Source organism: Streptomyces sp. NPDC001231, assembly GCF_042896885.1.
GTDB lineage: Bacteria > Actinomycetota > Actinomycetes > Streptomycetales > Streptomycetaceae > Streptomyces.
This window is the reverse complement of record NZ_JBIAXS010000009.1, coordinates 16,375-38,738: the sequence shown is the minus strand read 5'-3', so window position 1 is coordinate 38,738 and position 22,364 is coordinate 16,375. Positions and strand designations below refer to the sequence as shown.

At 73.6% G+C, this 22,364-nt stretch carries 23 protein-coding genes; 9 read left to right on the top strand and 14 right to left on the bottom strand.

What is annotated here, in order from left to right; all coding sequences use genetic code 11:
- The first annotated feature begins 76 nt into the window (after positions 1-76).
- On the top strand, positions 77-949 hold the full coding sequence (locus ACFY3J_RS13070; RefSeq protein WP_384179986.1) for a universal stress protein: 873 nt from the start codon (positions 77-79) through the stop codon (positions 947-949).
- A 1-nt stretch (position 950) separates the two neighbouring features.
- On the opposite strand, the gene ACFY3J_RS13065 is transcribed toward ACFY3J_RS13070, so the two are convergent.
- Positions 951-2,210, bottom strand: coding sequence for a DUF4032 domain-containing protein (locus ACFY3J_RS13065; RefSeq protein ID WP_384179988.1), 1,260 nt, complete (start codon positions 2,208-2,210; stop codon positions 951-953).
- A 10-nt stretch (positions 2,211-2,220) separates the two neighbouring features.
- A complete protein-coding gene (locus tag ACFY3J_RS13060; protein WP_384179990.1) occupies positions 2,221-2,967 on the bottom strand; it encodes an MBL fold metallo-hydrolase in 747 nt (248 codons plus the stop codon).
- 23 nt (positions 2,968-2,990) lie between these two features.
- Here ACFY3J_RS13060 and ACFY3J_RS13055 point away from each other — a divergent pair, with 23 nt between their 5' ends.
- The 4 genes from ACFY3J_RS13055 to ACFY3J_RS13040 all read left to right on the top strand — a co-directional run bounded on the left by ACFY3J_RS13055 (position 2,991) and on the right by ACFY3J_RS13040 (position 6,686).
- A complete protein-coding gene (locus tag ACFY3J_RS13055) occupies positions 2,991-3,482 on the top strand; it encodes a class I SAM-dependent methyltransferase (protein ID WP_390840925.1) in 492 nt (163 codons plus the stop codon).
- A 63-nt stretch (positions 3,483-3,545) separates the two neighbouring features.
- A complete protein-coding gene (locus ACFY3J_RS13050; RefSeq protein ID WP_384179994.1) occupies positions 3,546-4,100 on the top strand; it encodes a YciI family protein in 555 nt (184 codons plus the stop codon).
- 234 nt (positions 4,101-4,334) lie between these two features.
- A complete protein-coding gene (locus ACFY3J_RS13045; protein WP_384179996.1) occupies positions 4,335-4,967 on the top strand; it encodes a TetR/AcrR family transcriptional regulator in 633 nt (210 codons plus the stop codon).
- Positions 4,968-5,012: 45 nt separating this feature from the next.
- Complete coding sequence (locus tag ACFY3J_RS13040) at positions 5,013-6,686, top strand: FAD-binding dehydrogenase (protein ID WP_384179998.1); 1,674 nt, start codon at positions 5,013-5,015, stop codon at positions 6,684-6,686.
- 44 nt (positions 6,687-6,730) lie between these two features.
- Here ACFY3J_RS13040 and ACFY3J_RS13035 read toward each other — a convergent pair whose 3' ends face one another.
- Both ACFY3J_RS13035 and ACFY3J_RS13030 read right to left on the bottom strand, forming a co-directional pair.
- A complete protein-coding gene (locus ACFY3J_RS13035; RefSeq protein WP_384180000.1) occupies positions 6,731-7,084 on the bottom strand; it encodes a DUF488 domain-containing protein in 354 nt (117 codons plus the stop codon).
- 118 nt (positions 7,085-7,202) lie between these two features.
- Entirely contained in the window at positions 7,203-8,420 is a 1,218-nt protein-coding gene (locus tag ACFY3J_RS13030) for a saccharopine dehydrogenase family protein (RefSeq protein WP_384180002.1), read from the bottom strand.
- Positions 8,421-8,523: 103 nt separating this feature from the next.
- On the opposite strand from ACFY3J_RS13030, the gene ACFY3J_RS13025 reads away from it, so the two are divergent.
- Both ACFY3J_RS13025 and ACFY3J_RS13020 read left to right on the top strand, forming a co-directional pair.
- The gene (locus ACFY3J_RS13025; protein ID WP_384180004.1) at positions 8,524-9,279 is read left to right on the top strand and encodes a TetR/AcrR family transcriptional regulator; all 756 of its coding nucleotides are present in this window, start codon (positions 8,524-8,526) and stop codon (positions 9,277-9,279) included.
- Between the two features lie 39 nt (positions 9,280-9,318).
- Positions 9,319-10,626 (top strand): MFS transporter, encoded by a 1,308-nt coding sequence (locus ACFY3J_RS13020; protein WP_384180007.1) that lies wholly within the window; start codon positions 9,319-9,321, stop codon positions 10,624-10,626.
- Between the two features lie 19 nt (positions 10,627-10,645).
- Here ACFY3J_RS13020 and ACFY3J_RS13015 read toward each other — a convergent pair whose 3' ends face one another.
- The 3 genes from ACFY3J_RS13015 to ACFY3J_RS13005 all read right to left on the bottom strand — a co-directional run bounded on the left by ACFY3J_RS13015 (position 10,646) and on the right by ACFY3J_RS13005 (position 12,015).
- Positions 10,646-11,098, bottom strand: a complete 453-nt coding sequence (locus ACFY3J_RS13015; protein ID WP_141364455.1) for a cyclic nucleotide-binding domain-containing protein — start codon at positions 11,096-11,098, stop codon at positions 10,646-10,648.
- 147 nt (positions 11,099-11,245) lie between these two features.
- Positions 11,246-11,485 (bottom strand): hypothetical protein, encoded by a 240-nt coding sequence (locus ACFY3J_RS13010; protein WP_384180010.1) that lies wholly within the window; start codon positions 11,483-11,485, stop codon positions 11,246-11,248.
- Between the two features lie 308 nt (positions 11,486-11,793).
- Complete coding sequence (locus tag ACFY3J_RS13005) at positions 11,794-12,015, bottom strand: 3-deoxy-D-manno-octulosonic acid transferase (RefSeq protein ID WP_390840864.1); 222 nt, start codon at positions 12,013-12,015, stop codon at positions 11,794-11,796.
- A 239-nt stretch (positions 12,016-12,254) separates the two neighbouring features.
- Here ACFY3J_RS13005 and ACFY3J_RS13000 point away from each other — a divergent pair, with 239 nt between their 5' ends.
- Together ACFY3J_RS13000 and ACFY3J_RS12995 are read left to right on the top strand one after the other, a co-directional pair.
- A complete protein-coding gene (locus tag ACFY3J_RS13000) occupies positions 12,255-13,127 on the top strand; it encodes a SigB/SigF/SigG family RNA polymerase sigma factor (RefSeq protein WP_384180014.1) in 873 nt (290 codons plus the stop codon).
- A 91-nt stretch (positions 13,128-13,218) separates the two neighbouring features.
- Positions 13,219-13,650: a hypothetical protein gene (locus tag ACFY3J_RS12995; RefSeq protein WP_141364461.1), complete on the top strand. Its 432-nt coding sequence runs from the start codon at positions 13,219-13,221 to the stop codon at positions 13,648-13,650.
- Positions 13,651-13,684: 34 nt separating this feature from the next.
- On the opposite strand, the gene ACFY3J_RS12990 is transcribed toward ACFY3J_RS12995, so the two are convergent.
- From ACFY3J_RS12990 to ACFY3J_RS12960, 7 genes are all read right to left on the bottom strand, one after another.
- A complete protein-coding gene (locus ACFY3J_RS12990; RefSeq protein ID WP_384180080.1) occupies positions 13,685-15,904 on the bottom strand; it encodes an FUSC family protein in 2,220 nt (739 codons plus the stop codon).
- 157 nt (positions 15,905-16,061) lie between these two features.
- On the bottom strand, positions 16,062-17,426 hold the full coding sequence (locus ACFY3J_RS12985; protein ID WP_384180016.1) for an NAD(P)/FAD-dependent oxidoreductase: 1,365 nt from the start codon (positions 17,424-17,426) through the stop codon (positions 16,062-16,064).
- A gap of 310 nt (positions 17,427-17,736) precedes the next feature.
- Positions 17,737-19,506 (bottom strand): PP2C family protein-serine/threonine phosphatase, encoded by a 1,770-nt coding sequence (locus ACFY3J_RS12980; protein ID WP_384180018.1) that lies wholly within the window; start codon positions 19,504-19,506, stop codon positions 17,737-17,739.
- The gene (locus ACFY3J_RS12975) at positions 19,503-20,570 is read right to left on the bottom strand and encodes a SpoIIE family protein phosphatase (RefSeq protein ID WP_384180020.1); all 1,068 of its coding nucleotides are present in this window, start codon (positions 20,568-20,570) and stop codon (positions 19,503-19,505) included. The genes ACFY3J_RS12980 and ACFY3J_RS12975 overlap by 4 nt, the downstream gene beginning before the upstream one ends.
- Complete coding sequence (locus ACFY3J_RS12970) at positions 20,570-21,010, bottom strand: anti-sigma regulatory factor (protein ID WP_384180022.1); 441 nt, start codon at positions 21,008-21,010, stop codon at positions 20,570-20,572. The genes ACFY3J_RS12975 and ACFY3J_RS12970 overlap by 1 nt, the downstream gene beginning before the upstream one ends.
- Positions 21,010-21,438 carry an STAS domain-containing protein gene (locus ACFY3J_RS12965; protein ID WP_384180024.1) on the bottom strand — a complete coding sequence of 143 codons (429 nt, stop codon included), beginning with the start codon at positions 21,436-21,438 and terminating at the stop codon, positions 21,010-21,012. The genes ACFY3J_RS12970 and ACFY3J_RS12965 overlap by 1 nt, the downstream gene beginning before the upstream one ends.
- Entirely contained in the window at positions 21,435-22,334 is a 900-nt protein-coding gene (locus ACFY3J_RS12960; RefSeq protein ID WP_384180026.1) for an STAS domain-containing protein, read from the bottom strand. The genes ACFY3J_RS12965 and ACFY3J_RS12960 overlap by 4 nt, the downstream gene beginning before the upstream one ends.
- Positions 22,335-22,364: the final 30 nt, after the last annotated feature.

Below are 22,364 nucleotides of genomic sequence, written 5' to 3'. Positions count from 1 at the left end.
GGCCGCCCGCTTCGTTGATCGGCCGGTAGGGGAGACTGGCACCGAGGACGGATCACCACACAGGGAGGCACACGGCATGACGCGCCCGATCACGGCAGGGGTGGACGGATCGGAGGAGAGCCTCGCCGCACTGGCGTGGGCCGCTCGGGAGGCAGAGCGCCGCGGGCTGCCGCTGCGTGTGGTGCGGGCCTGGCGCCACGAGGTGCACGACGCCTTCGACGTGGGCGACCGGGACACCCAGCGCCAGTGGGTGAGCGAGTCGGTCGCCGGGGCCGTCCGGACCGTCACGGAGCGCCACCCGGGCCTGACCGTGACCGTAGACACCGTGGAGGACGACGCCGTGCCGGCTCTCCTCGGCGCCGCGGCGGAGTCGGAGGCGCTGGTACTCGGCTCGCGCGGACGGGGCGCCCTCGTCGGGTTCCTGGTCGGCTCCGTCGGACAGCAGGTGATCGCCGGGACCGAACGGCCCGTCGTCCTGGTGCGCACCGGGGACCGGCCCTCCGTCGAGGCCGCGGGCCGGGAGGTCGTCGTGGGCCAGCAGGGTGCCCCCGAGGACAGCGCCGCGGCCCTGGCGTTCGCCTTCGAGACCGCCGCCGCACGCGGCGCCGGGGTGCGGGCGGTACGCGCCTGGACGCTGCCGCCGGTGTTCGCCTACAGCCCCGGCTCCCTCAAGCTGCTCGACGAGGCCGGCGGCCTGGAACCGTACGAGCGGAAGGCGCTGTCCGCGGCGCTCCAGCCGTGGCGGGAACGCTTCCCGGACGTCCCCGTCGTCGAGCACGTGGAGATGGGCAGCGCGGGCCAGGTGCTGCTGGCCGCGGCCGAGCACGCCCAGCTGCTGGTCGTGGGGCGCCGGGCGCGCCGTACGGCGGTGGGCGCGCGGATCGGCTCCGTCGCGAGCGGGATGCTGCACCACGCCGGCTGCCCGGTGGCCGTCGTCCCGCACCCGTGAGTCACCCGGGCGTCGTTTCCGGCGCCTGGCGTGCCCCGGGCAGGACGTTCCTGACGTAGTCCCGCACCGCGGTGTCGAGGCCGATGTCGTGCTGCGCCCGCTCGGACAGGTACCAGCGGTGCTCCAGCAGCTCGTGGTACAGCTCGGCCGGGTCCATGGTGCCGCGCAGCTCGCTCGGCACCGCCCGCACGGTGGGACGGAACACCTCCCGCACCCAGCGGTGCGCCAGCACCTCCGGACGGGCGGCGAGCGCATGCCCGCCGCCCGGCCCCGGCCGGGTGCCGCCCGGCGCGTAGTCGTCCTGGGTGGCCATCCAGCTCTCCAGGTCGGTCAGCAGCCGCCGCGCCTGGTTCTCCTCGGTGTCCAGGCCGGTCAGGCGCAGCAACTGCCGCTGGTGGTGGCCGGCGTCGACGACCTTGGGCACGAAGGTGACCGTGTCGCCGGTGGCGGAACTCTCGATCTGCATCTCGGCCACGTCGAAGCCGAGGTCGTTGAGCCGTCTGATCCGGCGCTCGATGTAGTGGTACTTGCCCGCCGGGTAGACCGAGGTGCGGGTCAGCTCCTGCCACAGGCCGCGGTAGCGGGCGCAGATCTCGGTGCCGAACTCGACCGGGTCCACCGAGGGGTGCAGCGCCCCGGAGGCCTCCAGGTCCAGCAGTTCGCCGCTGATGTTGACGCGGGCCAGGTCGAGGTCGTACTCCCGCTGTCCGGGGCTCAGCCGCCGGTGCAGCTCGCCGGTCTCGGCGTCCACCAGGTAGGCGGCGTAGGCGCCGGCGTCGCGCCGGAACAGCGTGTTGGACAGCGAGCAGTCCCCCCAGGCGAACCCGGCCAGGTGCAGCCGCACCAGCAGGACGGCCAGGGCGTCCATCAGGCGGTGCATCGTGGCCGGGCGCAGGGTGGTCTCGAACATCGAGCGGTACGGCATCGACCCGCCCAGGTGCCGGGTGATCAGCACCGGCTCCAGCGGCTCGCCCGCGCGGTCGGTGCGGCCGGTGACCACGGCCAGCGCGTCCACCGCGGGGATGCCGAGCCGGTCCAGGTCGCGCAGCAGCTCGTACTCGCGCAGCGCCGGGCGTTCGGCGAGTTCCTTGACGGCGACCACCTCGTCGCCGGCGCGGGCGTAGCGCACCACGTGCCGGGAGATGCCGCGCGGCAGTGGCACGAGGTACTTCTCGGGCCACTCCTCCAGTGCTGTCCGCCAGGGCAGTTCGAGCAGGAGCGCGGGGTGCTCCGGGTTGGTGGCACTGATCTGCAAGCCCATGGCACGAACCCTAAAGGGCGCGTTCCCGCGCCCGCAGCGCCGCCTGTGGCACCGGACCGCGGAGGACGGGGCCGTGTCCGGGCAGCAGCAGGTCTCCGTCGAGGCGTTCGAGTCTGCCCAACGAGGCCAGCGCCTGGGCGCGTTGGTGGTGGAACATGTCGGGCAGCAGTTGCGGGCCGGCCAGGCGTGAGGTGGGGTGGCCGCTCACCAGGGCGTCGCCGGAGACCAGCACGCCGGTGTCGGGGAGGTGGAACGCGGTGTGGCCCCGGGTGTGGCCGGGCGTGTGCACGGGCACGGGCCGCCCCGGCAGGTCCAGCGGGCCGGCGGCCGGGAACGGCTCGGGCGCGGCGACCGGGACGTGCGCGGTGCCGCCGAGGCGCAGCGCGTGCACCGCCCAGGGCAGCACACCGGGCCGCCAGCCGTTGCGCAGCACCTGCCCGACGGTCACCTGATGCAGGAACTCCCGCCGTGCGTGCGGCAGTTCGGCCTCGTGCAGATGCACCGGGGTGCCGTAGGCGCGGCGCAGGTACTCGGCGTTGCCCAGGTGGTCGTTGTGCGCGTGGGTGATCAGTACGGCCGCCACCGCCTGGGGCGAACCTCCCACCGCCGTCAGCGAGTCGAGCAGCCGCTGCCGGTCGCCGGGGTAGCCGGTGTCGATCAGCGTGACGGCGTCGCCCTCGGTCAGGATCACCCAGTTCGTGTTGCTGCCGTGCACCAGATAGGTGTCGTCGGCGACCTGCTGCACGTCCGCGCGCATCGCTCTCCTCGTATCCCGGGCGGCTGTCCGACGGGGCAGCCCCAGATGGGTCCCAGGGTAGAGCGAAGGGCGTCGCCCGACAGCGCGGCCATGGCGGGACCTGTCCGACCGGGCAGTCGTCACCGCGGATCGGGTCGTCAGCGCGACCGGGGGCCCTCGGGTCCTCGCCGGCGACTCGATCCTCCTCCCGCCCCGGTGCGACGGCCGAGGTCCACGACGCCGTCGCCGTCCGCTGTGCCGACTTCGCCCGCGACGAGCTCGACGCCCTTCCGCCGGACCGTGCGGCGCCCGCCGCGCTCGCCGCGTTCGCCGGATTCGCCCGGACCAGCGGACCCGGGCCCGTCGCCGAGCCGGGATGCGGCCCCGGACGGGTGACCGCGTACCTGCGGAACCCGGGGCTGGACGTCTTCTGCGTCGACCTGTCTCCGGTGATGCTCGACCTCGCCCGCGAGGCCTGCCGGCCACCTGCTGATGAGCGCAGCCGAGCACCTCGGGTGACCGGCGGCGGGCTTTGACGGGCCCGGCGGCCCGCAAAGCCGGTTGAGACACCGCCCCGCCTTGCGGAAGGGTCTGTGGTCATGGAGTTCTTCTGCTACCACCGTGACCGGCCCGGCTCCCTGGCGTTGCGCCACGAGAAACTGGAGGAGCACTGGTCCTACATGGACCGGTACGCGAAGGAGATGATCGCCCGCGGCCCGACGTTCGCCGACGACGGCGAAACACCCACCGGCAGCGTGCACATCCTCGACCTGCCGGATCCCGCCGCCGCCCGCGCGTTCGCCTTCGACGAGCCCAACTACCAGGCCGGCGTCTACCGGGACGTACTGCTGCTCCGGTGGCGCAACGCGCTCGGCCGCACGATGTGGGACTTCCCCGGCGGCCGGGACGGCGGCAACCGCCACCTCGTGCTCGGCCTCGGCACGGATCAGGCCGCCGACGCCCCGACCGCACCAACCGACCGGGACGAGCTGATCGCGTACGGACCGCTGCTGTCCGACGACGGAACCGCCCGGCTGGGCACGGCGGCTCTGGTCCGGGCACCGGACCCGGACACGGCACGAGCCGTCCTGGCCCCGGTCCGGTACGCGGACGTCGAGGTCCACACCTGGCGGTTCGGCGGCCGGCCGTCCTGAACCGGCAAGGCACCGGGCCGACGGCGGCGCCGCGCTGATTCTCCTGCGGCCCCGACGCGCGCCCCGCCCCGTTACGGGTACTCAGGACCGTCTCGTCCACGCCAGAACACACTCCCGCTCAACCGAGCCCCGGCAGTTCCCAACCTTCCCGGCACCGCCGGCGGCGGGTGCCTCCAACCCCCTTTTGATACACCGGTGTATCGGATACATTCGCGTATCGAACGGAGGTCCGGCATGGCGGTCGGGGGCACGGAAAGGCGCGTCACCAGGCGTCGGCAGCGGACGCGGGCCAACCTGCTCGACGCCGCCTTCACGGTGTTCGCCGCCAAAGGCTTCGGCCGGGTGTCGATCGAGGAGGTCTGCGAGGCCGCCGGCTACAGCAGGGGCGCCTTCTACTCCAACTTCGACACCCTCGACGAGCTGTTCTTCGCCCTGTACCGGGAACGGGCCGAGCTGATCGCCGACCAGGTGACCGGGGCGCTCGCCCTCGACGGCCCGGACCTCGACGTGCCCGCCGCCGTCGACCGGGTCACCGACGTGCTGCTGCTGGACGTGGACTGGCTCCTGGTCAAGACGGACTTCCTGGTGTACGCCGCCCGCGACGCGGCCGTGGCGCGGACGTTGCTGGAGCACCGCGCGCGGCTGCGCCGGGCCGTCGCCGACCGGCTCGCCCGCGCCCGCACCCCCCTGCCCGCCGTCCTCGGCGACGCCGACGGCGCCGCGCACGCGGTCGTCGCCGCGTACGACGGAGTCACCACCCGACTGCTGCTCGACAAGGACGTCGAGGGCGCCCGCGCCTGGCTCGGACAGCTGCTCACCGCGCTCCTCACCGACGGCGGCACCGCACACGCATCACGAGAAGACTGACGGAAACCGAGAAAACCCGGGAAACCGAGGAAGGGGACGGTCGCCATGGACGCCGACGTCATCGTCGTCGGAGCGGGCCTCGCGGGCCTGGTCGCCGCACACGAACTGACCAGCCGGGGCCGCAGGGTCGCCCTCGTCGACCAGGAGAACGCCGCCAACCTCGGCGGGCAGGCGTACTGGTCCTTCGGCGGGCTGTTCCTCGTCGACACCCCGCAGCAGCGCAGGCTCGGCGTCAAGGACTCCTTCGAGCTGGCCTGGAACGACTGGCAGGGCAGCGCGCGGTTCGACCGGCTGGACGACGAGGACTCCTGGGCGGTGCGCTGGGCGCGCGCCTACGTCGAGTTCGCGGCGGGGGAGAAGCGGTCCTGGCTGGAAGGGCACGGCATCACGCTGCTGCCCACGGTCGGCTGGGCCGAGCGCGGCGATCTGCGCGCCGACGGCCACGGCAACTCCGTACCCCGCTTCCACATCGCCTGGGGCACCGGCACGGGCGTCGTGGAACCCTTCGCCGCGTACGCCCTCCAGGCCGCGCGCGACGGCCTGCTCACCTTCCACCACCGCCACCGGGTCGACGAACTCGTCGTCCAGGGCGGCGCGGCACACGGAGTGCGGGGCACGGTCCTCGCCGAGGACGACTCGCCCCGCGGTGTCGCCTCCAACCGCGAGGAGACCGGCGCCTTCGAACTCACCGCGCAGGCCGTGGTCCTCACCACCGGCGGCATCGGCGCCGGCCACGACCTCGTCCGCCGCTACTGGCCCGAGCGCCTCGGCACCCCGCCGTCGCGGATGGTCACCGGCGTCCCGGCGTACGTCGACGGCCGGATGCTGGACATCAGCGCCGAGGCCGGCGTACGGCTCGTCAACCGGGACCGCATGTGGCACTACACCGAGGGTCTGCGGAACTGGAATCCGATCTGGCCCGGCCACGGCATCCGCATCCTGCCCGGCCCGTCCTCGGTGTGGCTGGACGCCCTCGGCCGCCGGCTGCCCGACCCCTGCCTGCCCGGCTACGACACGCTCAGCACCCTCAAACACCTGCGCACCACCGAGGACATCGCCGGGTACGACCACTCCTGGTTCGTGCTGACCCGCAGGATCGTCGAGAAGGAGTTCGCCCTGTCGGGCTCCGAGCAGAACCCCGACATCACGGCCAAGGACCGCAAGGCGGTGCTGCGCGACCGGCTGCTCGGCAAGGGAGCACCCGGACCCGTACGGGACTTCCTGCGGCACGGCGAGGACTTCCTGATCGCCAACACCCTGGAGCAACTGGTCGAGAAGATGAACCAGTCGACCGACAAGCCCCTCCTCGACGCCGCCGAGGTGCGGCGCCGGATCGAGGCCCGCGACCTCCAGATCGCCAACCCCTACAGCAAGGACACCCAGATCCAGGGCATCCACAACGCCCGCCGCTACATCGGCGACCGCCTCGGCCGGGTGGCCGCCCCGCACCGCGTTCTGGACCCGGCGGCCGGCCCGCTGATCGCCGTCAAGCTGCACATCCTGACCCGCAAGACACTCGGCGGCATCCAGACCGACCTGGACTCGCGCGCCCTCCGCAGCGACGGGCAGGTGATCGACGGCCTCTACGCGGCCGGCGAGGTCGCCGGCTTCGGCGGCGGCGGCGTCCACGGCTACAACGCCCTGGAGGGCACCTTCCTCGGCGGGTGCCTGTTCTCCGGGCGCGCGGCCGGGCGGGCCGCCGCACGGCAGACCGCCTGAGCGGACCCGTCGCCCGCCCCCGTGCGACGCGGGGGCGGGCGGACTCACTTCCTCTTCAGCAGTCCGGCCACCACCGAGGCATGGCTCTGCTCCGGCGCCTTGGAGGCGGTCAGCAGGGTCACCGGGCCCCGGTGGGCCAACTTCCGGATGTGGTCGAGCAGTTCGGCCGCCTCCGGCTCGGCCAGCTCGGCCTCGTAACGGCGCTGGAACTCCTCGTAGGACCCTTCGCCGCCGTGGTACCAGCGGCGCAGCTCGGTGGACGGCGTCATGGCCTTCGGCCACTCGTCGACGTGCACGTCCTCCTTGGAGACACCGCGCGGCCAGAGCCGGTCGACCAGGACCCGCACACCGTCGTCGGGCTCGGGCGGATCGTAGATGCGACGCACGCGGACGCTCACGGTCGGGCCTTTCTCGGGTGCGGGCGGTTCCGGTGCGGAGCGTACTGCGGTGCGGCCGGGAGCCGGCCGCACCTCGCGGGCGAGGGGACCCGACATGACCTGAACGGGCCGGACCCGGTCACTGCTCGCGCATGCCCCACGGGGAGCCGTACTCCGTCAGCAGGTCCAGGAAGGGGCGGGCCGGGAAGGCCTCGGGTCCCAGCACACCCGCTCCGGTCCAGGCGCCGGTCGCCACCAGCTCCAGCGCGACCACGGGGTTGACCGCCGTCTGCCACACCACCGCCTGGCATCCGTACTCGCCCATGGACCACTGGTTGTCGACCACGTGGTACAGGTACACCTCGCGCGGCGCGCCGTCCCGGGTGCCGCGTACCCAGGTGCCCGCGCAGGTCTTGCCGCGCATCCGCTCGCCCAGGGTCGCCGGGTCGGGCAGGCAGGCGGCGACGACGTCCCGGGGCGAGACGGCGACCGGCCCGTCCGGGCCGGGGACGGTGACCGGGTCGGTGCGGTCCAGACCCAGCAGGTGCAGCGTCTTGAGGGTGTCGATGAACTCGCGGCCCAGACCGTACTTGAAGGTCACCCGCCGCGCGTCCACCCAGCGCGGGACCAGCAGCACCTCCTCGTGCTCCACGTTCACGCACTCGACCTCGCCGATGCCCTCGGGGAAGTCGAACACCTCCGGCTCGCTGAACGGCTCGGTGGTGAACCAGCCGCGCCCGGCCTCGTACACCACCGGCGGGTTCAGGCACTCCTCGATGGTGGTCCAGATGCTGAAGGACGGCGCGAAGTCGTAGCCGTCGACGGTCAGGTTCGCGCCGTCGCGGACGCCGATCTCCTCGATCTCGTCGAAGAGTTCGTCGGCGGCGTACCGCGCGAACACGTCGGACAGGCCCGGCTCCACCCCCATGCCGACCAGCGCGAGCGCGCCGGCCTTCTCCCAGTCCTCCGCCAGCGCGAACTGCTCGTCGCCGAGCTTGACCCCGCACTCCTCGTGCGGCCGTTCGGGGTGCGGCCGGGACAGGGACATCGCCATGTCGAGGTAGCCGGCGCCGGCCGTGCGGGCCGCGCGGAACAGGGTCATGACGAAGCGCGGGTCGGTCGCGTTCAGCAGCACGTCGCAGCGGTGCCGGGCGAGCAGGTCCGCCACCGCCGCCTCGTCGCTCGCGTCGACGCGCTCGGCGACGAACCGGCCGTCGTCGCCGACGGCCGCCACGGCGGACTCGGCCCGCCCGCGGTCGTAGTCCGCGACGACCATCGTCTCGAAGAACGTACGACGGGCCGCGATCCGGGTGATGGCGGTACCCACACCACCGGCTCCCACGAGCAGTACACGCATGACCAGAACTCCCTCTCGGTCTTTGTCCTGACCGTCGATACAACGCCGCGGACCACGTAAGGTCAATGGCGTTGGCATAAGCCTGGAGTCCATGGAGGTCGGGATGCCCAAACCGGTGGTCCCCGAGGAGAAGCGACGGCGGCGCCGCCCCACCCGGAGCGGCACCGTACTGTCCGAGACACTGATCGTCGACACCGCCCTGCGCCTGCTGCGGGAGCACGGCAGCGCGGGACTGACCGCCCGCCGCCTCGGCCTGGCGCTCGACTGCGACCCGAGCACCCTCTACCGCTACTTCCGCGGCATGGACGACCTCACCCTGGCGATCGGCGACGCGCTCATCGGCCGGGCGCTGGGCGGCTGGGAGCCGACCGGGCGGTGGCGGGCCGACCTGCGCGAGATGGGCCTGCGCATCCACTCCGCGTACGTCGCGCATCCGCAGGCCGCGGTGGTGACCGCCAACCGCGTCTCCGGCCGGGCCAACGAACTGGCCGCCGACGAGGCTGTCTTGGGCGTGCTTCGCCGGGCCGGCTTCCCGCTGCCCGACACGGTGCGGATCTACCACGTCTTCGTCGACCAGACCCTCGCCTTCGCCGCGCTCGACGCCGCCTCCCTCGCCCTGCCGAGCGCCGCCCTGCGCGCCGACGAGGAGATGTGGCACTCGACCTACGCCCGGCTGCCCGCCACCACGCATCCGCGCATCGCCGAGGCGGCGCCCCTCCTCGCCACCCGCATGGTCACCAGCGCCTACCCGACCGCCCTGGACATGCTGCTCGACAGCGCGGCGGCTCAACTGGAGCGCGTACGCGGCAGCGGTCCGGATCCGGGCGGTCCCCGGGCCCGGCCGGTGCTGCGACACTGAACACCGCACCGATAGATGTAACGAGCAGCCAGGAAGCCCGTGGACACCAGCGAGAGCACCGACAGCAGCACGGCACCGCACGGCGACGCCCCCGACCCGTCCGGAGCAGGCCGGCGCGGCTGGCGCCGCTGGGCCATGGACACCCGGCCGCTGCGCCGCCCCGCCTTCCGCCGGCTGTGGTCCTCGACCATCGTCACCGCGGTCGGCAGCCAGCTCACCGCCGTCGCCGTGCCCAAGCAGATCTACGACATCACCGGCTCCTCGGCCTGGGTCGGCTACGCCAGCCTCGCCGGCCTGGTCCCGATGGTGGTGTTCGCGCTGTGGGGCGGCGCGGTCGCCGACACGATGGACCGGCGCAAACTGCTGCTGATCACCAACAGCGGTATCGCCGTCACCTCGGTGCTGTTCTGGTTGCAGGCCGTGGCCCGGTTCGACTCGGTCGTGGTGCTGATGGTGCTGCTCGCCGTGCAGCAGGCCTTCTTCGGGCTGAACTCCCCGGCCCGCAACGCCTCCATCGCCCGGCTGGTCCCGGCCGAGGAACTGCCCGCCGCCAACGCCCTGGGGTCGACCGTCATGCAGACCGGTCTGGTGGCGGGACCGCTGCTGGCCGGCGCGCTCATCCCCGTCATCGGGCTGCCCGAGCTGTACCTCATCGACGCCGTGGCCCTGTGCGTCGCCGTGTGGGCGGTGCTGCGCCTGCCCGCGCTGCCACCCCTGGCCGGATCCGCCGTGCGCCGCGCGGGGGTGCGGGAGATAGCCGACGGGTTCCGCTACATCTCCGGGCACAAGGTGCTGCTGCTGTCGTTCCTCGCCGACATCATCGCCATGGTCTTCGGGATGCCCCGCGCCCTGTTCCCGCAGCTCGCCGCCGAGACGTACGCCCCCTACGGCGAGGGACTCGCGCTCGGCCTGCTGTTCGCGGCCATCCCGGTCGGGGCGGTGGTCGGCGGGCTGTTCTCCGGCACCTTCTCCCGGGCGCGCCGGCACGGCTGGATGGTGATCGGCGCGGTCACCGCCTGGGGAGCGGCCGTCACCGGGTTCGGGCTGAGCCGCAGCCTGTGGTTCGCGGTGGTGTTCCTGGCGGCCGCCGGAGTCGCCGACATGGTCTCCATGGTGTTCCGCGGCGCCATCCTGCTGTCCGCCGCCACCGACGAGATGCGCGGCCGTATGCAGGGTGTCTTCACCGTCGTCGTCGCGGGCGGTCCGCGCCTGGCGGACGTCCTGCACGGCACGGCCGGCTCGGCCTTCGGCCCGCGCGCGGCGGTGGCCTGCGGCGGCCTGCTGGTGGTCGCCCTGATGCTGGGCCTGGCGGCGGCCGTCCCGGCGCTGCGCCGCTACCGGATCTGACCCACCCGGATCCGGCGGCTCAGTGAGAGCGCCGGGGGATGGTGTACTGCTCCAGGAGCTTGCCCCGGGTCAGTTCCAGCCGGTGGGCGAGGATCTCGGCGACGGTCCGCACCAGCGACAGCCCGAGCAGCGGATCCTCCACCGACAGCGCCAGCACCGCCGAGGCGTCGAACTCGTAGGCGCGGACCTGGCTGTACGCCTCCGCCCCGAAGTCCCACTGGTACGGCGGGAACAGCCAGGACCAGCCGAGCAGGTCGCCCGCGCCGAGGGACGCCACCGTCACCTTGCGGGTGGGCGTCACCTGCTGGTCCAGGTGCACGGCGCCGGAGCGGATGACCCAGAAGCGGTCGGCCGTACCCCCCGCCTCGAAGATCCTCGTGTCCTCGGGGAAGGAGACCTCCCGCGCGACCTCCATCAGGCGCTCGCGTTGTTTCTGGGGGAGGGCGGTCAGCAGTTTTATCGCTTTGGTCATGACCCGAAGCTCCTCGCCGGCGATGGGTTCCGCGCATGTGCCTCCTCCCCATTTCAGCCGCTGCGGGTTCCCAGGGCACCTCGGCGGAGGCGACTTTTCAACTTCTGCTGACGGCTTCCGCTCACCGCTTCCGCTCACCGCTTCCGCTCACCGCGACGAGGGCTGTCCGGTCGACCCGCGCTGGAAGGGGGCGTACAGCAGCCACAGCGAGGGGACCAGGAGCACCGCGGCGGCGCCCAGCGACACCAGGACCGCGGCCGGTACGGAGGCGTTGGACGCGGCCTGCGGGACGGTGGTGCCGCCGACCGGCATGGCCGGGTACCGGGCCGCGCCCCACGTCCACAGGATCGCCGCGACCGCCAGGGCGGCGGCCCCGCCGGCGGCCACGAAGCGTCTCCCTCCGTCACCCGGCGGACCGCGTACGCGGTGAGCACCCCCGGTTCGGAGGGCAGAGCGCGCATCGCGAGAACTGCCGGCACCCGGCTGGGGCGGCCGAAACCGGGATTCTTCGCCGGTCTCCGGGCGAAGGCATGAAAAAGCCCTGGCTGGACGGGGGAGGCCAGCCAGGGCCGTATATGGCGGTGTACGGGGACGCCTCGGGTCCACCCCGTCGCCGCGTATGAATGAACCGTAAACCATCTCGGGCGGTTCCGCGCAGCAGGAACCGGGTCACGTGAGCGGACTCACTCCGCCCGTCAGTCCCGCTCGACGTGCCGGCCCGGAGCCAGGATCTCGTCCAGCACCCGCAGGACGGCCTCGTAGGTCAGGGCGCGTACGGCCGCCTCGCCTGCGGCGTCCGGATCGGTCGCCCCGAGGGTGTCGCGGCGGTCCCGCCATCGGCGCTCCTCCTGCACCGCGCACGCCCTCGCGCGCTGGATGCGCCGCAGCAGTTCGTCCGAGTGCACCACATCGGTCATGTCCTCCACCTACCCGCTCCCGCGCGCCGCGATGGCGGCTCGAATCGGTCGTTCCGGGAGAAGAACTACGCGAAGCGGAGTTTGTCGCTCCCACCGCCGGGCAGACGGAACCTCGTGCTTCGGACCGGAGGCGCGTCAGCGGAAGCTGTTCCTGCTGCTCCGGGAGGTCTCCAGGCGGACCGGACGGCACCACTCCTTCCGCGGTCAGTCCCTGAAACACCGTTCAGGAGCCATGCCGCATGCTCATCGACATATCCACAAGCCGCCCCGACGCTCCCGCGGACCAGGCGGCTCCCGCCCGCCGGCCGCACGGCGACGCCCCCGACACCGCCGCCCTCTTCCAACGCCTCGCCGCCGCGGAGGACGGCCCTGAACGGGAGGCCGTGCGCGACGAACTCGTCAGCGCGTGGCTGCCCATGGCCCACCGCATCGCCGGCCGCTTCCGCGACCGCGGCGAGTCCATCGAGGACCTGCGGCAGGTGGCGGCACTCGGGCTGGTCAAGGCGATCGACCGGTTCGACCCGGATCGCGGCGCCTTCGAGAGCTACGCCGTGCCGACCATCACCGGAGAGGTCAAGCGGCACTTCAGGGACCGGATGTGGGCGCTTCGGGTGCCCCGCCGTGTCCAGGAACTGCGCAACAAGGTACGAGTGGCGCGCCGCGAACTCGTCCAGAACCCCGGCAGCCCCGAACCCTCGGTCGCGGCGATCGCCGCGCAGGCCGGGCTGACGGAGGAGGAGGTCAACGCGGGGATGGAGGCGATCGACAGCTTCAGCACCCTGTCCCTGGACGCCGAGCTGTCGGCCGGCGGCGACGGCTACAGCCTCGCCGACAGCCTCGGCGCGTCGGACTCGTCCTACGACACCGTCGTCGACCGGGAGTCGGCCAAGGAAGGGCTGCGCCGGCTGCCGGAACGTGAACGCGCCATCCTCTACATGCGTTTTTTCGAGGACATGACACAGAGCCGTATCGCGGACCGGCTCGGCATCTCCCAGATGCACGTCTCCCGGCTCATCAGCCGCAGCTGCGCGCGCGTGCGCGACGAAGTGCTGTCGGAACGGGCGAACCGCTCCGGCGACGGACCGGGACCCGCGACGGAACCCACGACGTGAGGGGTCCATCCTCCCCGGCTCGTGCCGTCGGCCCCCGCCGCCGATCGCGCGTTCCGCGTCTGAGCGGGCGCACGCGGGGAACACGGAGCCAATGAACGAAGACGAGCTACCGCCCGACGGCCGGGCCGTGGAGGTGTATCTCGACCTGCTCCGCGTCCGGATGCCCGAGGAGGAGTACGAACTGCTGCTCGACGTCGTCGACCCGGTCCTGCGGGCGATCGACGAACGCGGCGTGCCCTCCGCCGACTTCCCGCTGGAGGGCGCCCAGGCGCAGGGCCTCCCCCAGGAGATACGGGACGAGGCCGCCCTGGTCATCGCCACCGCGGTGACCGGAAGGCTGGACAACGAGCTGGTCGTCCTCGACATCGAGGAGACCGGCCCGGTCCGGGTCGTCACCGACGCGGCGACCGCCGCCGACCCGGCGCGCCTGACCGAGATCGCCGACTACATCCGCGACCGGCACCGGGAGACCGAGGAGCTGCGGGGCATCGCCGAGGCCAGCGACATGCCCACCGACTTCTGACCGGCGGGGCGGGCCGTGGCCGGACCCCGGCCCGTCACGGCGCCGGTTTCGACGCGGGGACGTCCAGCGGGCGGGCGAGGCCGACCACCGCCTCGTCCAGGCGCTGGAGATGCCGCAGCACCCGGTCGGTGATGCGTCCGTACCGCGGGACACCGGGCGCCCCGCCCGCCTCCAGCAGCGAGGCGATGCTCGGACCCCGCTCGACCTCGGCGGAGGTGGGCTCGTCGGCCACGTGCGCGCGGATCGTCTCGATGTTGCGGGTGATCCGGGCACAGGCCTGGCGCAGCCGGGGATCCGCGGCTATCGACGGATGGGTGGGCAGCAGCTCGGCGGTCGCCGCCAGCGACCGCGCGTGGTAGGCACAGGTCTCCAGCAGCGCCACGACGTACTGGACGGTGTTCCGCCGAGCCCGCAGCGGCGTGATCGGATGCGTCAGCGGCTGCGTGGCCGACCGCAGATCGCCCAGCGCCTGGTCCAGGTCGCGCGCTCGGTCGAGCAGATCGACCGCCGGGCCGCCGCTGAGCTGTTCGACGGCGGCGGTCGTGACGTCCGTCAGCCGCTCCAGCGCCTTGCCGAGCAGCTCGTTCGTACGGCGGTCGGTGTGCACCGGCATCACCAGCGCGGCGGCGATGATCCCGCAGGCCGCCCCGAGCGCCGTCTCCTCCACACGCAGCACGAGCACCGCCGCGCTGTACCGGTGCAGCACCGTGTACAGCAGTCCCAGCGCCGCGGTGACGAAGAAGGACATCAGCGTGTACGACAGCGGGGCCGTGTAGAACATCGCGAAGACGAACAGCAGCACCAGCGCCAGCGCCGTCCACGTGTGCGGCCCGACCAGCCCCGCCAGCACGATGCCGGCCACGACGCCGAGCACCGTGCCCACCAGACGGCGGTAGCCCTTGACCAGGATCTCGCCCGTGGACGAGGTGTTGATGAAGACGATCCAGCAGGTCAGCACCGCCCAGTACCAGCGCTGGCTGGAAAGGAACTCGCCGCCGACGATGGCCAGCGACGAGCCCACCGCGACCTGCACGGCCGCCCGCGTGGTGGGCCGCCGCCACCCGGTCGGGGCCTGCTCCTCCCGCTCGGCCTCCTCGGCGCCCTCGATGGCGGCGTTCTCGGCGTCCAGCTCCTCCCGGGAGCGGACCGTCGCGGGCGCGTCGTCGGACTCGTCCTGCGGGCCGTCCAGCGCGATCCGCAGCCCCATCACGGCCCGCGCGGTCTCGCCGATCCCGCGGAAGACGTCCTGCACGGCGGGCGAGGCGGGCGGCAGGTTCTCCTCCTCGCGGTAGCCGAGGAGCCGGTTGCGTACGTGCGCCAGCGCCGTCCCGCCGCTCTCCCCGACGGGCCGCAGTACCAGCATCGCCAGCGCCCGCAGATCGCGGCGCAGTGTCTCGGTCGCCTCGTCCCGCACCGGCAGCCGGCCGCTGGACGGGACGGACGCGCCGGGCAGGTGGAGGGTGAGCGTGTTGGTCCGCTCGGCGCTGCGGGCGTTCAGCAGGAGCAGCCCCAGTCGCTCGGCGGCGATCTCGGCGTCCGCGATCCGCCGCTGCACCAGCCGCGCCACGGCCTCGTCGGAGGTGCCCTCCGCCAGCCGGGACTGGATCATCATCGCCGTCTCGTGCAGCCGGGCCGTGCCCTCCCGCACCGCCTCCAGGACCTTCTCCACCTCGTCCGGACCGGCGTCCAGCAGCTCCAGCTGGGCGGTCACCAGCTGCGCCAGACGCACCCGGAACGCCTCGCGCAGGCGTTGCAGGACGCCCGCCGGTGTCTCGTACACGATCACGAACCGGACCAGGGCGCTGGAGGCGAACGCGACCGCGATGACGACGTAGAGCCCGGGCAGCGCCGACGTGGTGGCGCCGACGAACAGGGACATGAAGTAGAGCTGGAAGCCGATCAGGCCGAGCGCGTTGCCCCGGTCGCCGAACCGGCGGCTGTAGACCGCGCAGAAGATCAGGACGACGAAGAAGACGTCCCCGGCCACCACGAGCGGATTGAGCAGCGCGCCGAGCGAGACGGACACCAGCGCCACCGGAAGACCGAGGGCGAGCGTGACCGCCTGCTGCGAGCGCTGCTTCTCGCGGATGGCGAAGGTGGCCGCCATCGACGCGATCGCCCCGGCCACCAGAAGCGTCACGGGTACGCGCAGCACGCCGAGTACGGCCAGCGTCAGCGCGATCGAGCCCGCCGTCCGCGATCCGGCGGCCAGCCGCAGCAGGCCGGGATCGGACGCCGTGAAGCGATCACGCAGCCCCGACCGGACCGGCCTCTGTGCTGCTTCCACGCCGCCGTACCCTCCCGTTGCCCGTCCCCGTCTCCCGTCATGATCCGCCCGACCAGCATGGCATGTCACGGCCGGACCGCCCTTCGCGGCCCGGCCGTACCGGCGGGAGGGGCGCCGCCGGGTGTCACACCTGCCGGGGGCGGGCCCGCTCGACGTGCTCCCGCACCTGCTCGGGCGTCATGTACGCGTTGGTGTACTCGAAGTCCTTCAGCTTGGCGGGCTTGCGGGCCTGGAATCCGGTGCGGACGAAATCGTCCCCGGCGACCGCGTTCAGCAGCCAGTTGGTCGCGACCCTGGTCTTGGCGACGTTGGTGCGCAGCGCCCCGAGGTGGTAGCCGCGGGCCACGGCCTGGGCCGGGACGCCGCGCAGTTCCACGCCGAGCGGCTTGGAGACCGCGTCCGCGCCGCCGAGGTCGACGACGAGACCGAGGTCTTTGTGCTCGTACGGCCGCAGGGGCTGCCCGCGCAGCGTCGCGATGACGTTCTCCGCGACCCGGCGGCCCTGCCGCGTGGCGTGCTGCGCGGTCGGCGGGCACACCGCGCCGTCGCCCTTGGCCAGGTCGGGTACGGCGGCGGAGTCCCCGAGCGCGAACACCCCGTCGTGGCCGGGCAGGGACATCTCTGCGGTCACCGCGAGCCGGCCCCTGACCGTCTCCGCGCCCAGGGTCGCGATGAGCGGGCTGGCCACCACGCCCGCGGTCCAGATCAGGGTGCGGGTCGGCACCACCCGGCCGTCGGTGAAGGTGACCTCCTCCGGCCCGGCCTTGGCGATGGACACCCCGAGCGAGATCTCGATGCCCCGGCGGCCCAGCACCTCCTGGGCGCTGCGGCCCAGCTTGTCGCCCAGCTCCGGCATCAGCTTCGGCGCGATGTCGATCAGGTGCCACTTGATCAGCGCCGGGTTCAGCCGGGGGTAGCGCTTGACGGCGGCGTGCGTCAGCCGTTGCAGGCACGCCGCGGTCTCGGTGCCGGCGTACCCGCCGCCGACCACCACGAACTGGAGCCGCGAGGCGCGCTCGGCCGGGTCCTCGCTGGCGTCGGCGAGGTCCAGCTGGGTGATGACGTGGTCGCGGATGTAGGCGGCCTCCGCCAGCGTCTTCATGCCGAAGGCGTGGTCCAGGAGCCCCGGGATGTCGAATGTCCGGGTGACGCTGCCGGGGGCCAGTACCAGGTAGTCGTACGGCTCGTCGACGACGCGGTCGGTGAGCGTGCGGACGACGCACACCTTGGCCTCGAGGTCCACGCCGACGGCGCCGCCCGGGATGATCCGGGTGCGGTACTTCCTGCTGCGGCGCAGGGAGATGGCGACCGACTGGGGTGTCAGCACCCCGGAGGCGACCTGGGGCAGCAGCGGCAGATACAGCTGGTAGGACTGCGGCGTCACCAGGGTGAGGTCCGCCTCGCCGGGGGAGAGCCTGCGCTCCAGACGGCGGACGCACGCCACACCGGCGAAGCCCGCGCCGACCACCAGGATCCTGGGTCGTGTCACGATGTTTCATCCCTTCTGCGGAGCTCCGGGCTGCTGCATCGACGTCCTTGCGTCTGCCCGTGGACGGCTGCTTCGCACCTCACTGATCCGTCGAGTCCGTCGAGTCCGTCGAGCACAACGATGCCCCCGCCGGGCCACGTGCGCACCGGACGCCGTCGTCCCCGCCGTCCGGAACGCGGCCGCACGGCAGGGGCCGCCTCGGCGGGTTCCCGGGATCCGGTGCCGTACCGGGGCCGTTCCGACAGCGCCCACGGGCGGCCGGAGGCCCGTTCGTCCCGGCGGCCGCCGGGCGGGGTGCCGCCGCGCGGCGCTACCGCAGGGGGTCCGCGCCCGCCGGGACCCGGCCCGGCTCCCCGCCGGCCGCGCGGTCGATGTGACACAGCAGGAGACAGACGTCGTCGTCGCGTTCGGAGTCGCTCAGCAGCGGGCCCAGGATGCGGTCCGCCGAGCCGTCCAGGTCGGTGTCCAGCTCGGCCGGGTCGAGCGCCTCGAGGGCGGCGGCGAGGCGGTCGATGCCGGGGTCGATGCCCCGTGCCCGGCGCTCCACTAGACCGTCCGTGTACAGCGCCAGGGTCGCGCCGGGGGAGAGGCGCACCGTGTGGTCCTCGATCTCCTGCCTCAGCGGGATGCCGAGCATGGCGCCCGGCTTGGCGTCGAGGACGCGCACCCGGCCGTCCGGCAGCCGCAGCACGGGCGGCGGATGGCCCGCGGCGGCCCAGGTGATCGTGGGATCGTCCGGGCTGAACCGGGCGATGACCGCGGTCGCGAACAGGTCGGGCTGGAGATGGTGCAGGAACACGTGCAGCCGGGTCAGCAGCCGGCCGGGGCTCCCGCCGTCGACGGCGTAGGCGCGCAGCGCGGTGCGCAGCTGGCTCATCATCACGGCCGCGTGCAGCCCGTGGCCGGTGACGTCCCCGATGACGGTGATCAGGCTTCCGTCGGGCTGCCGGAAGGCGTCGTACCAGTCCCCGCCGATGTTCAGCCCGTACGTGGCCGGCAGATAGCGCGCGGCCAGGCGCAGGCCCGGGGTGGTGGGCAGGTCGGTGAGCAGCGCGCGCTGCAACGTCTCGGCGATGTCGCGGTTGTGCTCGAAGCGGCGCGCGTTGTCGAGGGCGACGCTGGCCCGCCGGGCCAGCTCGATCAGCATGACCGCGTCGTCGGGGTCCCAGCGGGCGCCGGGCGGCGACAGGGTCAGCACACCGAGCGGTGCCCGCCGCGCGAGCAGCGGGACGCACAGCAGGGGCCGGCCGGGGTTCAGCGCGGACGGCGGCTGGTCGTCGACGCCCGGCAGGTCGCCGGGGTGGTCGGCCGCGTACTGCGGCCGGCCGGTACGGGCCGCGAGCACCGCGGCCGCCGGATGCGGGGCGGACCGGAGCCGCTCGTCCTCGTGGTCGAACAGCCATACGTCGACCCGGTCGGCGTACCGGGGCACCAGCAGGTCCGGCAGCCGCCGCAGGATCTCCTCGTGGTTGAGCGAGGTCGTCAGCAGCGCGCTGGCGTCGGCCAGGAACCTCAGCCTGCGGCGGGCCTCCTCGGCCTCGGTGCGCGCGGCGCGCTCGGCGGCGAACGCCTCCCGCTGGGCCCGCCAGGCGGCGTCCAGATCGGCGTGCAGGGCAAGGACTCCCTGGTTGGTCTGGTGCAGCTCCTCGCGGTGGAAGGCGACCAGTTCCTCCTGCTCCGCGAGTTTCCCCAGGGCCACCGCCGTGTCCTCGTCGGCGCCCAGCAGCGCCTCGGCCAGGAGGGCCGTGTCGTCGGGCACCACGGGGTCCGGCGGCGCGCCGGCCCCCGCGCAGGTCACGGACATCCGCCACGGCGGTTCCCCGTCGTCCTGCGAGCCACCGGCCGGAGCCACGGTGACGTGCAGCGTGCCCGCGTCCCCGTCGGGGGCCGGGGCCCGGGCCCCGAGGACGACCGTCCAGGTGCCGCCCTCGGCCAGGCACTGCCGCAGGCGGGCGCCGAGGGCCGTGGCCAGGCGGGCCCGATCGAGCGGCGGCACCCCGTACGCGGCCGCCGCGCGGACCGTGGTGACACGGGCCCGGGCGGCGTCGGTGACGGTGGTGATCCGCAAGGTGTGCGTCATGGGCGGTCCGGCGGGGTGGGAGTCAGAACGGCCACGGTGGTGTCGTCCCGGACCGGGCGGGCGGAGCTGCTGGCGTCACGTACCGTCACGGCGGCCGTCACCGCGGGGTCGGTCGCCGTGAGCGGACCGGCCGCGCCGGGCGGCGCCCACCGGCTGGGCAGGCCGTCGCTGTGCAGAACGAGCAGGCGGTCGGCCCCCCAGGGCACCTCGGTCTCGGGCAGCGTCGCGGGCCGGTGCACGCCGACGATGCCCGGCCGGGACAGCAGATGGCGCCAGGTGCCGCCCTCGCGCAGCCGGGCCCCCACGTTGCCGACACCGGCGAAGCGCAGCCGCCCGGCCCGCAGGTCCAGCTGGGCCACGGCGACGGCCGCCCCCCGGGTGCCGCGCAGCGCCGTGTCGAGTCGTCGGAGCAGCTCGGCCGGCGCCAGACGGGCCGAGCTGCGCAGGGTCTCGACCGCCGCCGACGAGGCGCGGGCCGCTTCCCGGCCGTGGCCGAGACCGTCCGCCAGCATGAGGGTCACCCGGTCCTCGGCGCCGGCCCAGGACCAGGCGTCACCCGAGTACTCCGCTCCCGCGAACGGGATGGTGACACCGCCCGCCCGTACCGCGGCCGGCCGCGGTACGGCCACGGCACGTGGGACGGCGGCGCCCACCCGGGCGAGGGCCACCGTGCCCCGGCCGGGTGCGCTGTGCAGGTGGAACTCGTCGGCCACGCGATGGCAGGTGCCGAGTCCGGCTCCGAGCGACCCGCTGGTGGAGAACCCGTCGCGCCGGGCGGCGGCGACGTCGGCCATGCCGGGACCGTGGTCGACGGCCGCTATCTGCACCACCGGCGCCGGATCGCCGGGCCCGCCCGGAGCATCCGGCGGGGGCACGACCTCGATCAGGAGCCGCCCGCCCTCGGCGTACTTGAGCAGGTTGGTGGCGAGTTCGGTCGCCACCAGCGCCGCGGCGGCGGTGCGGGACTCGCCGAGGCCGGCCAGCGCGGCCGCGTCCTCGGCGGCGACCCGCGCGTCGCGCACCCGGGTCGAGTCGGGCACCGGGACCTCCCAGACGCGCGGCATCAGGGTCCCTCGTACGACCGTGGCGCCCGGGTCGCCCAGGAGGTGACGGTGACCGTGGTGCCGGCGCCCGGGGTGCTGTCGATCGTGAACTCGTGCACCAGGCGCCGGGCGCCGCCCAGGCCCATGCCCAGACCGTCGCCCGAGGTGTAGCCGTCGCTGAGCGCGCGGTCCAGGTCCGTGATGCCCGGCCCCTCGTCGCTGAACGCCAGCCGGAGCCCGTGCACGTGCCCGTCGACGACGAAGGCCGCCTCCACCTGCCCGCCGCCGCCGTGCACCAGCGTGTTGCGTGCCAGCTCACTGGCCGCGGTGACCAGCTTCGTCTGGTCGACCAGGCCGAAGCCGAGCCGGGCCGCCGCCTGGCGCACATGCTGCCGTACCCACACCAGATCCATGTCCGACCGGATCGGCAGGCAGGCCCGGACGCCCGCTGCTGTCTCCATCAACGGCTCCCCGCCCGGGCGCCGCCGGGGCGCGGGAGCGCGGTGTGCTCGGTGTGCGCGGTGACGAGCCGCAGGGCGTCCTCGGTGGTGAGCGCGGTGCGCAGTCCGGGCAGCGTCAGACCCAGTTCGACCATGGTGATCGCCACCGCGGGACGCATGCCCGCCACCACGGTCTGCGCGGCCAGCAGCTTGGCGTTGGCCGCGATCTCGGCCAGCACCCGGCCGAGGAAGGAGTCGACGATCTCCACACCGGAGATGTCGATGACCACCCCCGTGGCCGCGTTGTTCGCGATGGCCTCGCCGATGTCCTGCTGGAGCTGTTCGGCGGTGCTGTCGTGCAGATCTCCCTGGAGCGTGACAAGGAGCACGTCGCCGAGTCGGAGCACCGGCACGTGTCCCGTGCCGGGCGTCGGAAAACGGTCGTTCACCGGTCACCCACACCATGCGGTGCCCGGCTCACGATGTCGGCGCCCAGCTGGTGCAGGGCGTGGGCGAGAGCGTCGGCGAGGGTCGCGCGGGTGACGACCGTGCCCAGGTCCAGGCCGAGGTGGACGATGGTCTGGGCGATGGCGGGGCGGATGCCGGAGACCACGCACTCGGCGCCCATCAGCCGGGCGGCCGCCACGGTCTTCATCAGGTGCTGGGCGACCAGCGAGTCGACGGTGGGCACCCCGGTGATGTCGAGGATCGCGAAGCGCGCCCGCTGGTCGACGACGGCCTCGAGCAGCGTCTCCATGACCACCTGGCTGCGGGCGCTGTCGAGCGTTCCGATCAGGGGGACCGCGACGATGCCGTCCCACAGCTTGATGACCGGCGTGGCCACCTCCAGCAGCTGGAGCCGCTGGCGGTCGATGAGGGCCTGTCCCTCGCTGAGCGCCGTCTGCATCACCACAAGCCGCAGGGTGCCCGTGAGGACCGTCAGGACGCCGGCGCACTCCCGCAGATGCTCAGCCGGGGCGTCGGCGAGCTCGGCGGTCAGCAGCTCCACCGCGGGCGGCCGCAGGGCGTCCACGTCCCGCGAGACCTCCGAGGCGGTCAGACCTGTCCTGCCGCGCGCGGCGCCCATCCGCGCCAGCTGCTCGCGCACCAGCAGGAAACCGTGGGCGTCCGGGTCGGACACCCGCTCGGAGGCGGCCACCTCGGCCAGGGCGTCGACGACGGCGCGGCCCGCCTCCACCGCCTCGTCCCGGGAGACGGTGAACACGGTCCGGAAGAGCGGCTCCTCGGCCCACCGCTGGGCGATCTGCTCCCTGCGGCGGCGCAGGAAGTCCGCGACCTCGCGCGCCGGCGATCCGTGCTGTGCTGCCGCTGCCTGCTCCGGCACCTGCTCAACTCCTCATCCGCGTTGCACCGT

Bases quoted from the DNA above. Each gene is read 5' to 3' on its own strand.
- ACFY3J_RS13070 (WP_384179986.1), top strand. From the start codon at position 77: ATGACGCGCCCGATCACGGCAGGGGTGGACGGATCGGAGGAGAGCCTC.
- ACFY3J_RS13065 (WP_384179988.1), bottom strand. From the start codon at position 2,210: ATGGGCTTGCAGATCAGTGCCACCAACCCGGAGCACCCCGCGCTCCTG.
- ACFY3J_RS13060 (WP_384179990.1), bottom strand. From the start codon at position 2,967: ATGCGCGCGGACGTGCAGCAGGTCGCCGACGACACCTATCTGGTGCAC.
- ACFY3J_RS13050 (WP_384179994.1), top strand. From the start codon at position 3,546: ATGGAGTTCTTCTGCTACCACCGTGACCGGCCCGGCTCCCTGGCGTTG.
- ACFY3J_RS13045 (WP_384179996.1), top strand. From the start codon at position 4,335: ATGGCGGTCGGGGGCACGGAAAGGCGCGTCACCAGGCGTCGGCAGCGG.
- ACFY3J_RS13040 (WP_384179998.1), top strand. From the start codon at position 5,013: ATGGACGCCGACGTCATCGTCGTCGGAGCGGGCCTCGCGGGCCTGGTC.
- ACFY3J_RS13030 (WP_384180002.1), bottom strand. From the start codon at position 8,420: ATGCGTGTACTGCTCGTGGGAGCCGGTGGTGTGGGTACCGCCATCACC.
- ACFY3J_RS13025 (WP_384180004.1), top strand. From the start codon at position 8,524: ATGCCCAAACCGGTGGTCCCCGAGGAGAAGCGACGGCGGCGCCGCCCC.
- ACFY3J_RS13015 (WP_141364455.1), bottom strand. From the start codon at position 11,098: ATGACCAAAGCGATAAAACTGCTGACCGCCCTCCCCCAGAAACAACGC.
- ACFY3J_RS13005 (WP_390840864.1), bottom strand. From the start codon at position 12,015: ATGACCGATGTGGTGCACTCGGACGAACTGCTGCGGCGCATCCAGCGC.
- ACFY3J_RS13000 (WP_384180014.1), top strand. From the start codon at position 12,255: ATGCTCATCGACATATCCACAAGCCGCCCCGACGCTCCCGCGGACCAG.
- ACFY3J_RS12995 (WP_141364461.1), top strand. From the start codon at position 13,219: ATGAACGAAGACGAGCTACCGCCCGACGGCCGGGCCGTGGAGGTGTAT.
- ACFY3J_RS12980 (WP_384180018.1), bottom strand. From the start codon at position 19,506: ATGACGCACACCTTGCGGATCACCACCGTCACCGACGCCGCCCGGGCC.
- ACFY3J_RS12975 (WP_384180020.1), bottom strand. From the start codon at position 20,570: ATGCCGCGCGTCTGGGAGGTCCCGGTGCCCGACTCGACCCGGGTGCGC.
- ACFY3J_RS12970 (WP_384180022.1), bottom strand. From the start codon at position 21,010: ATGGAGACAGCAGCGGGCGTCCGGGCCTGCCTGCCGATCCGGTCGGAC.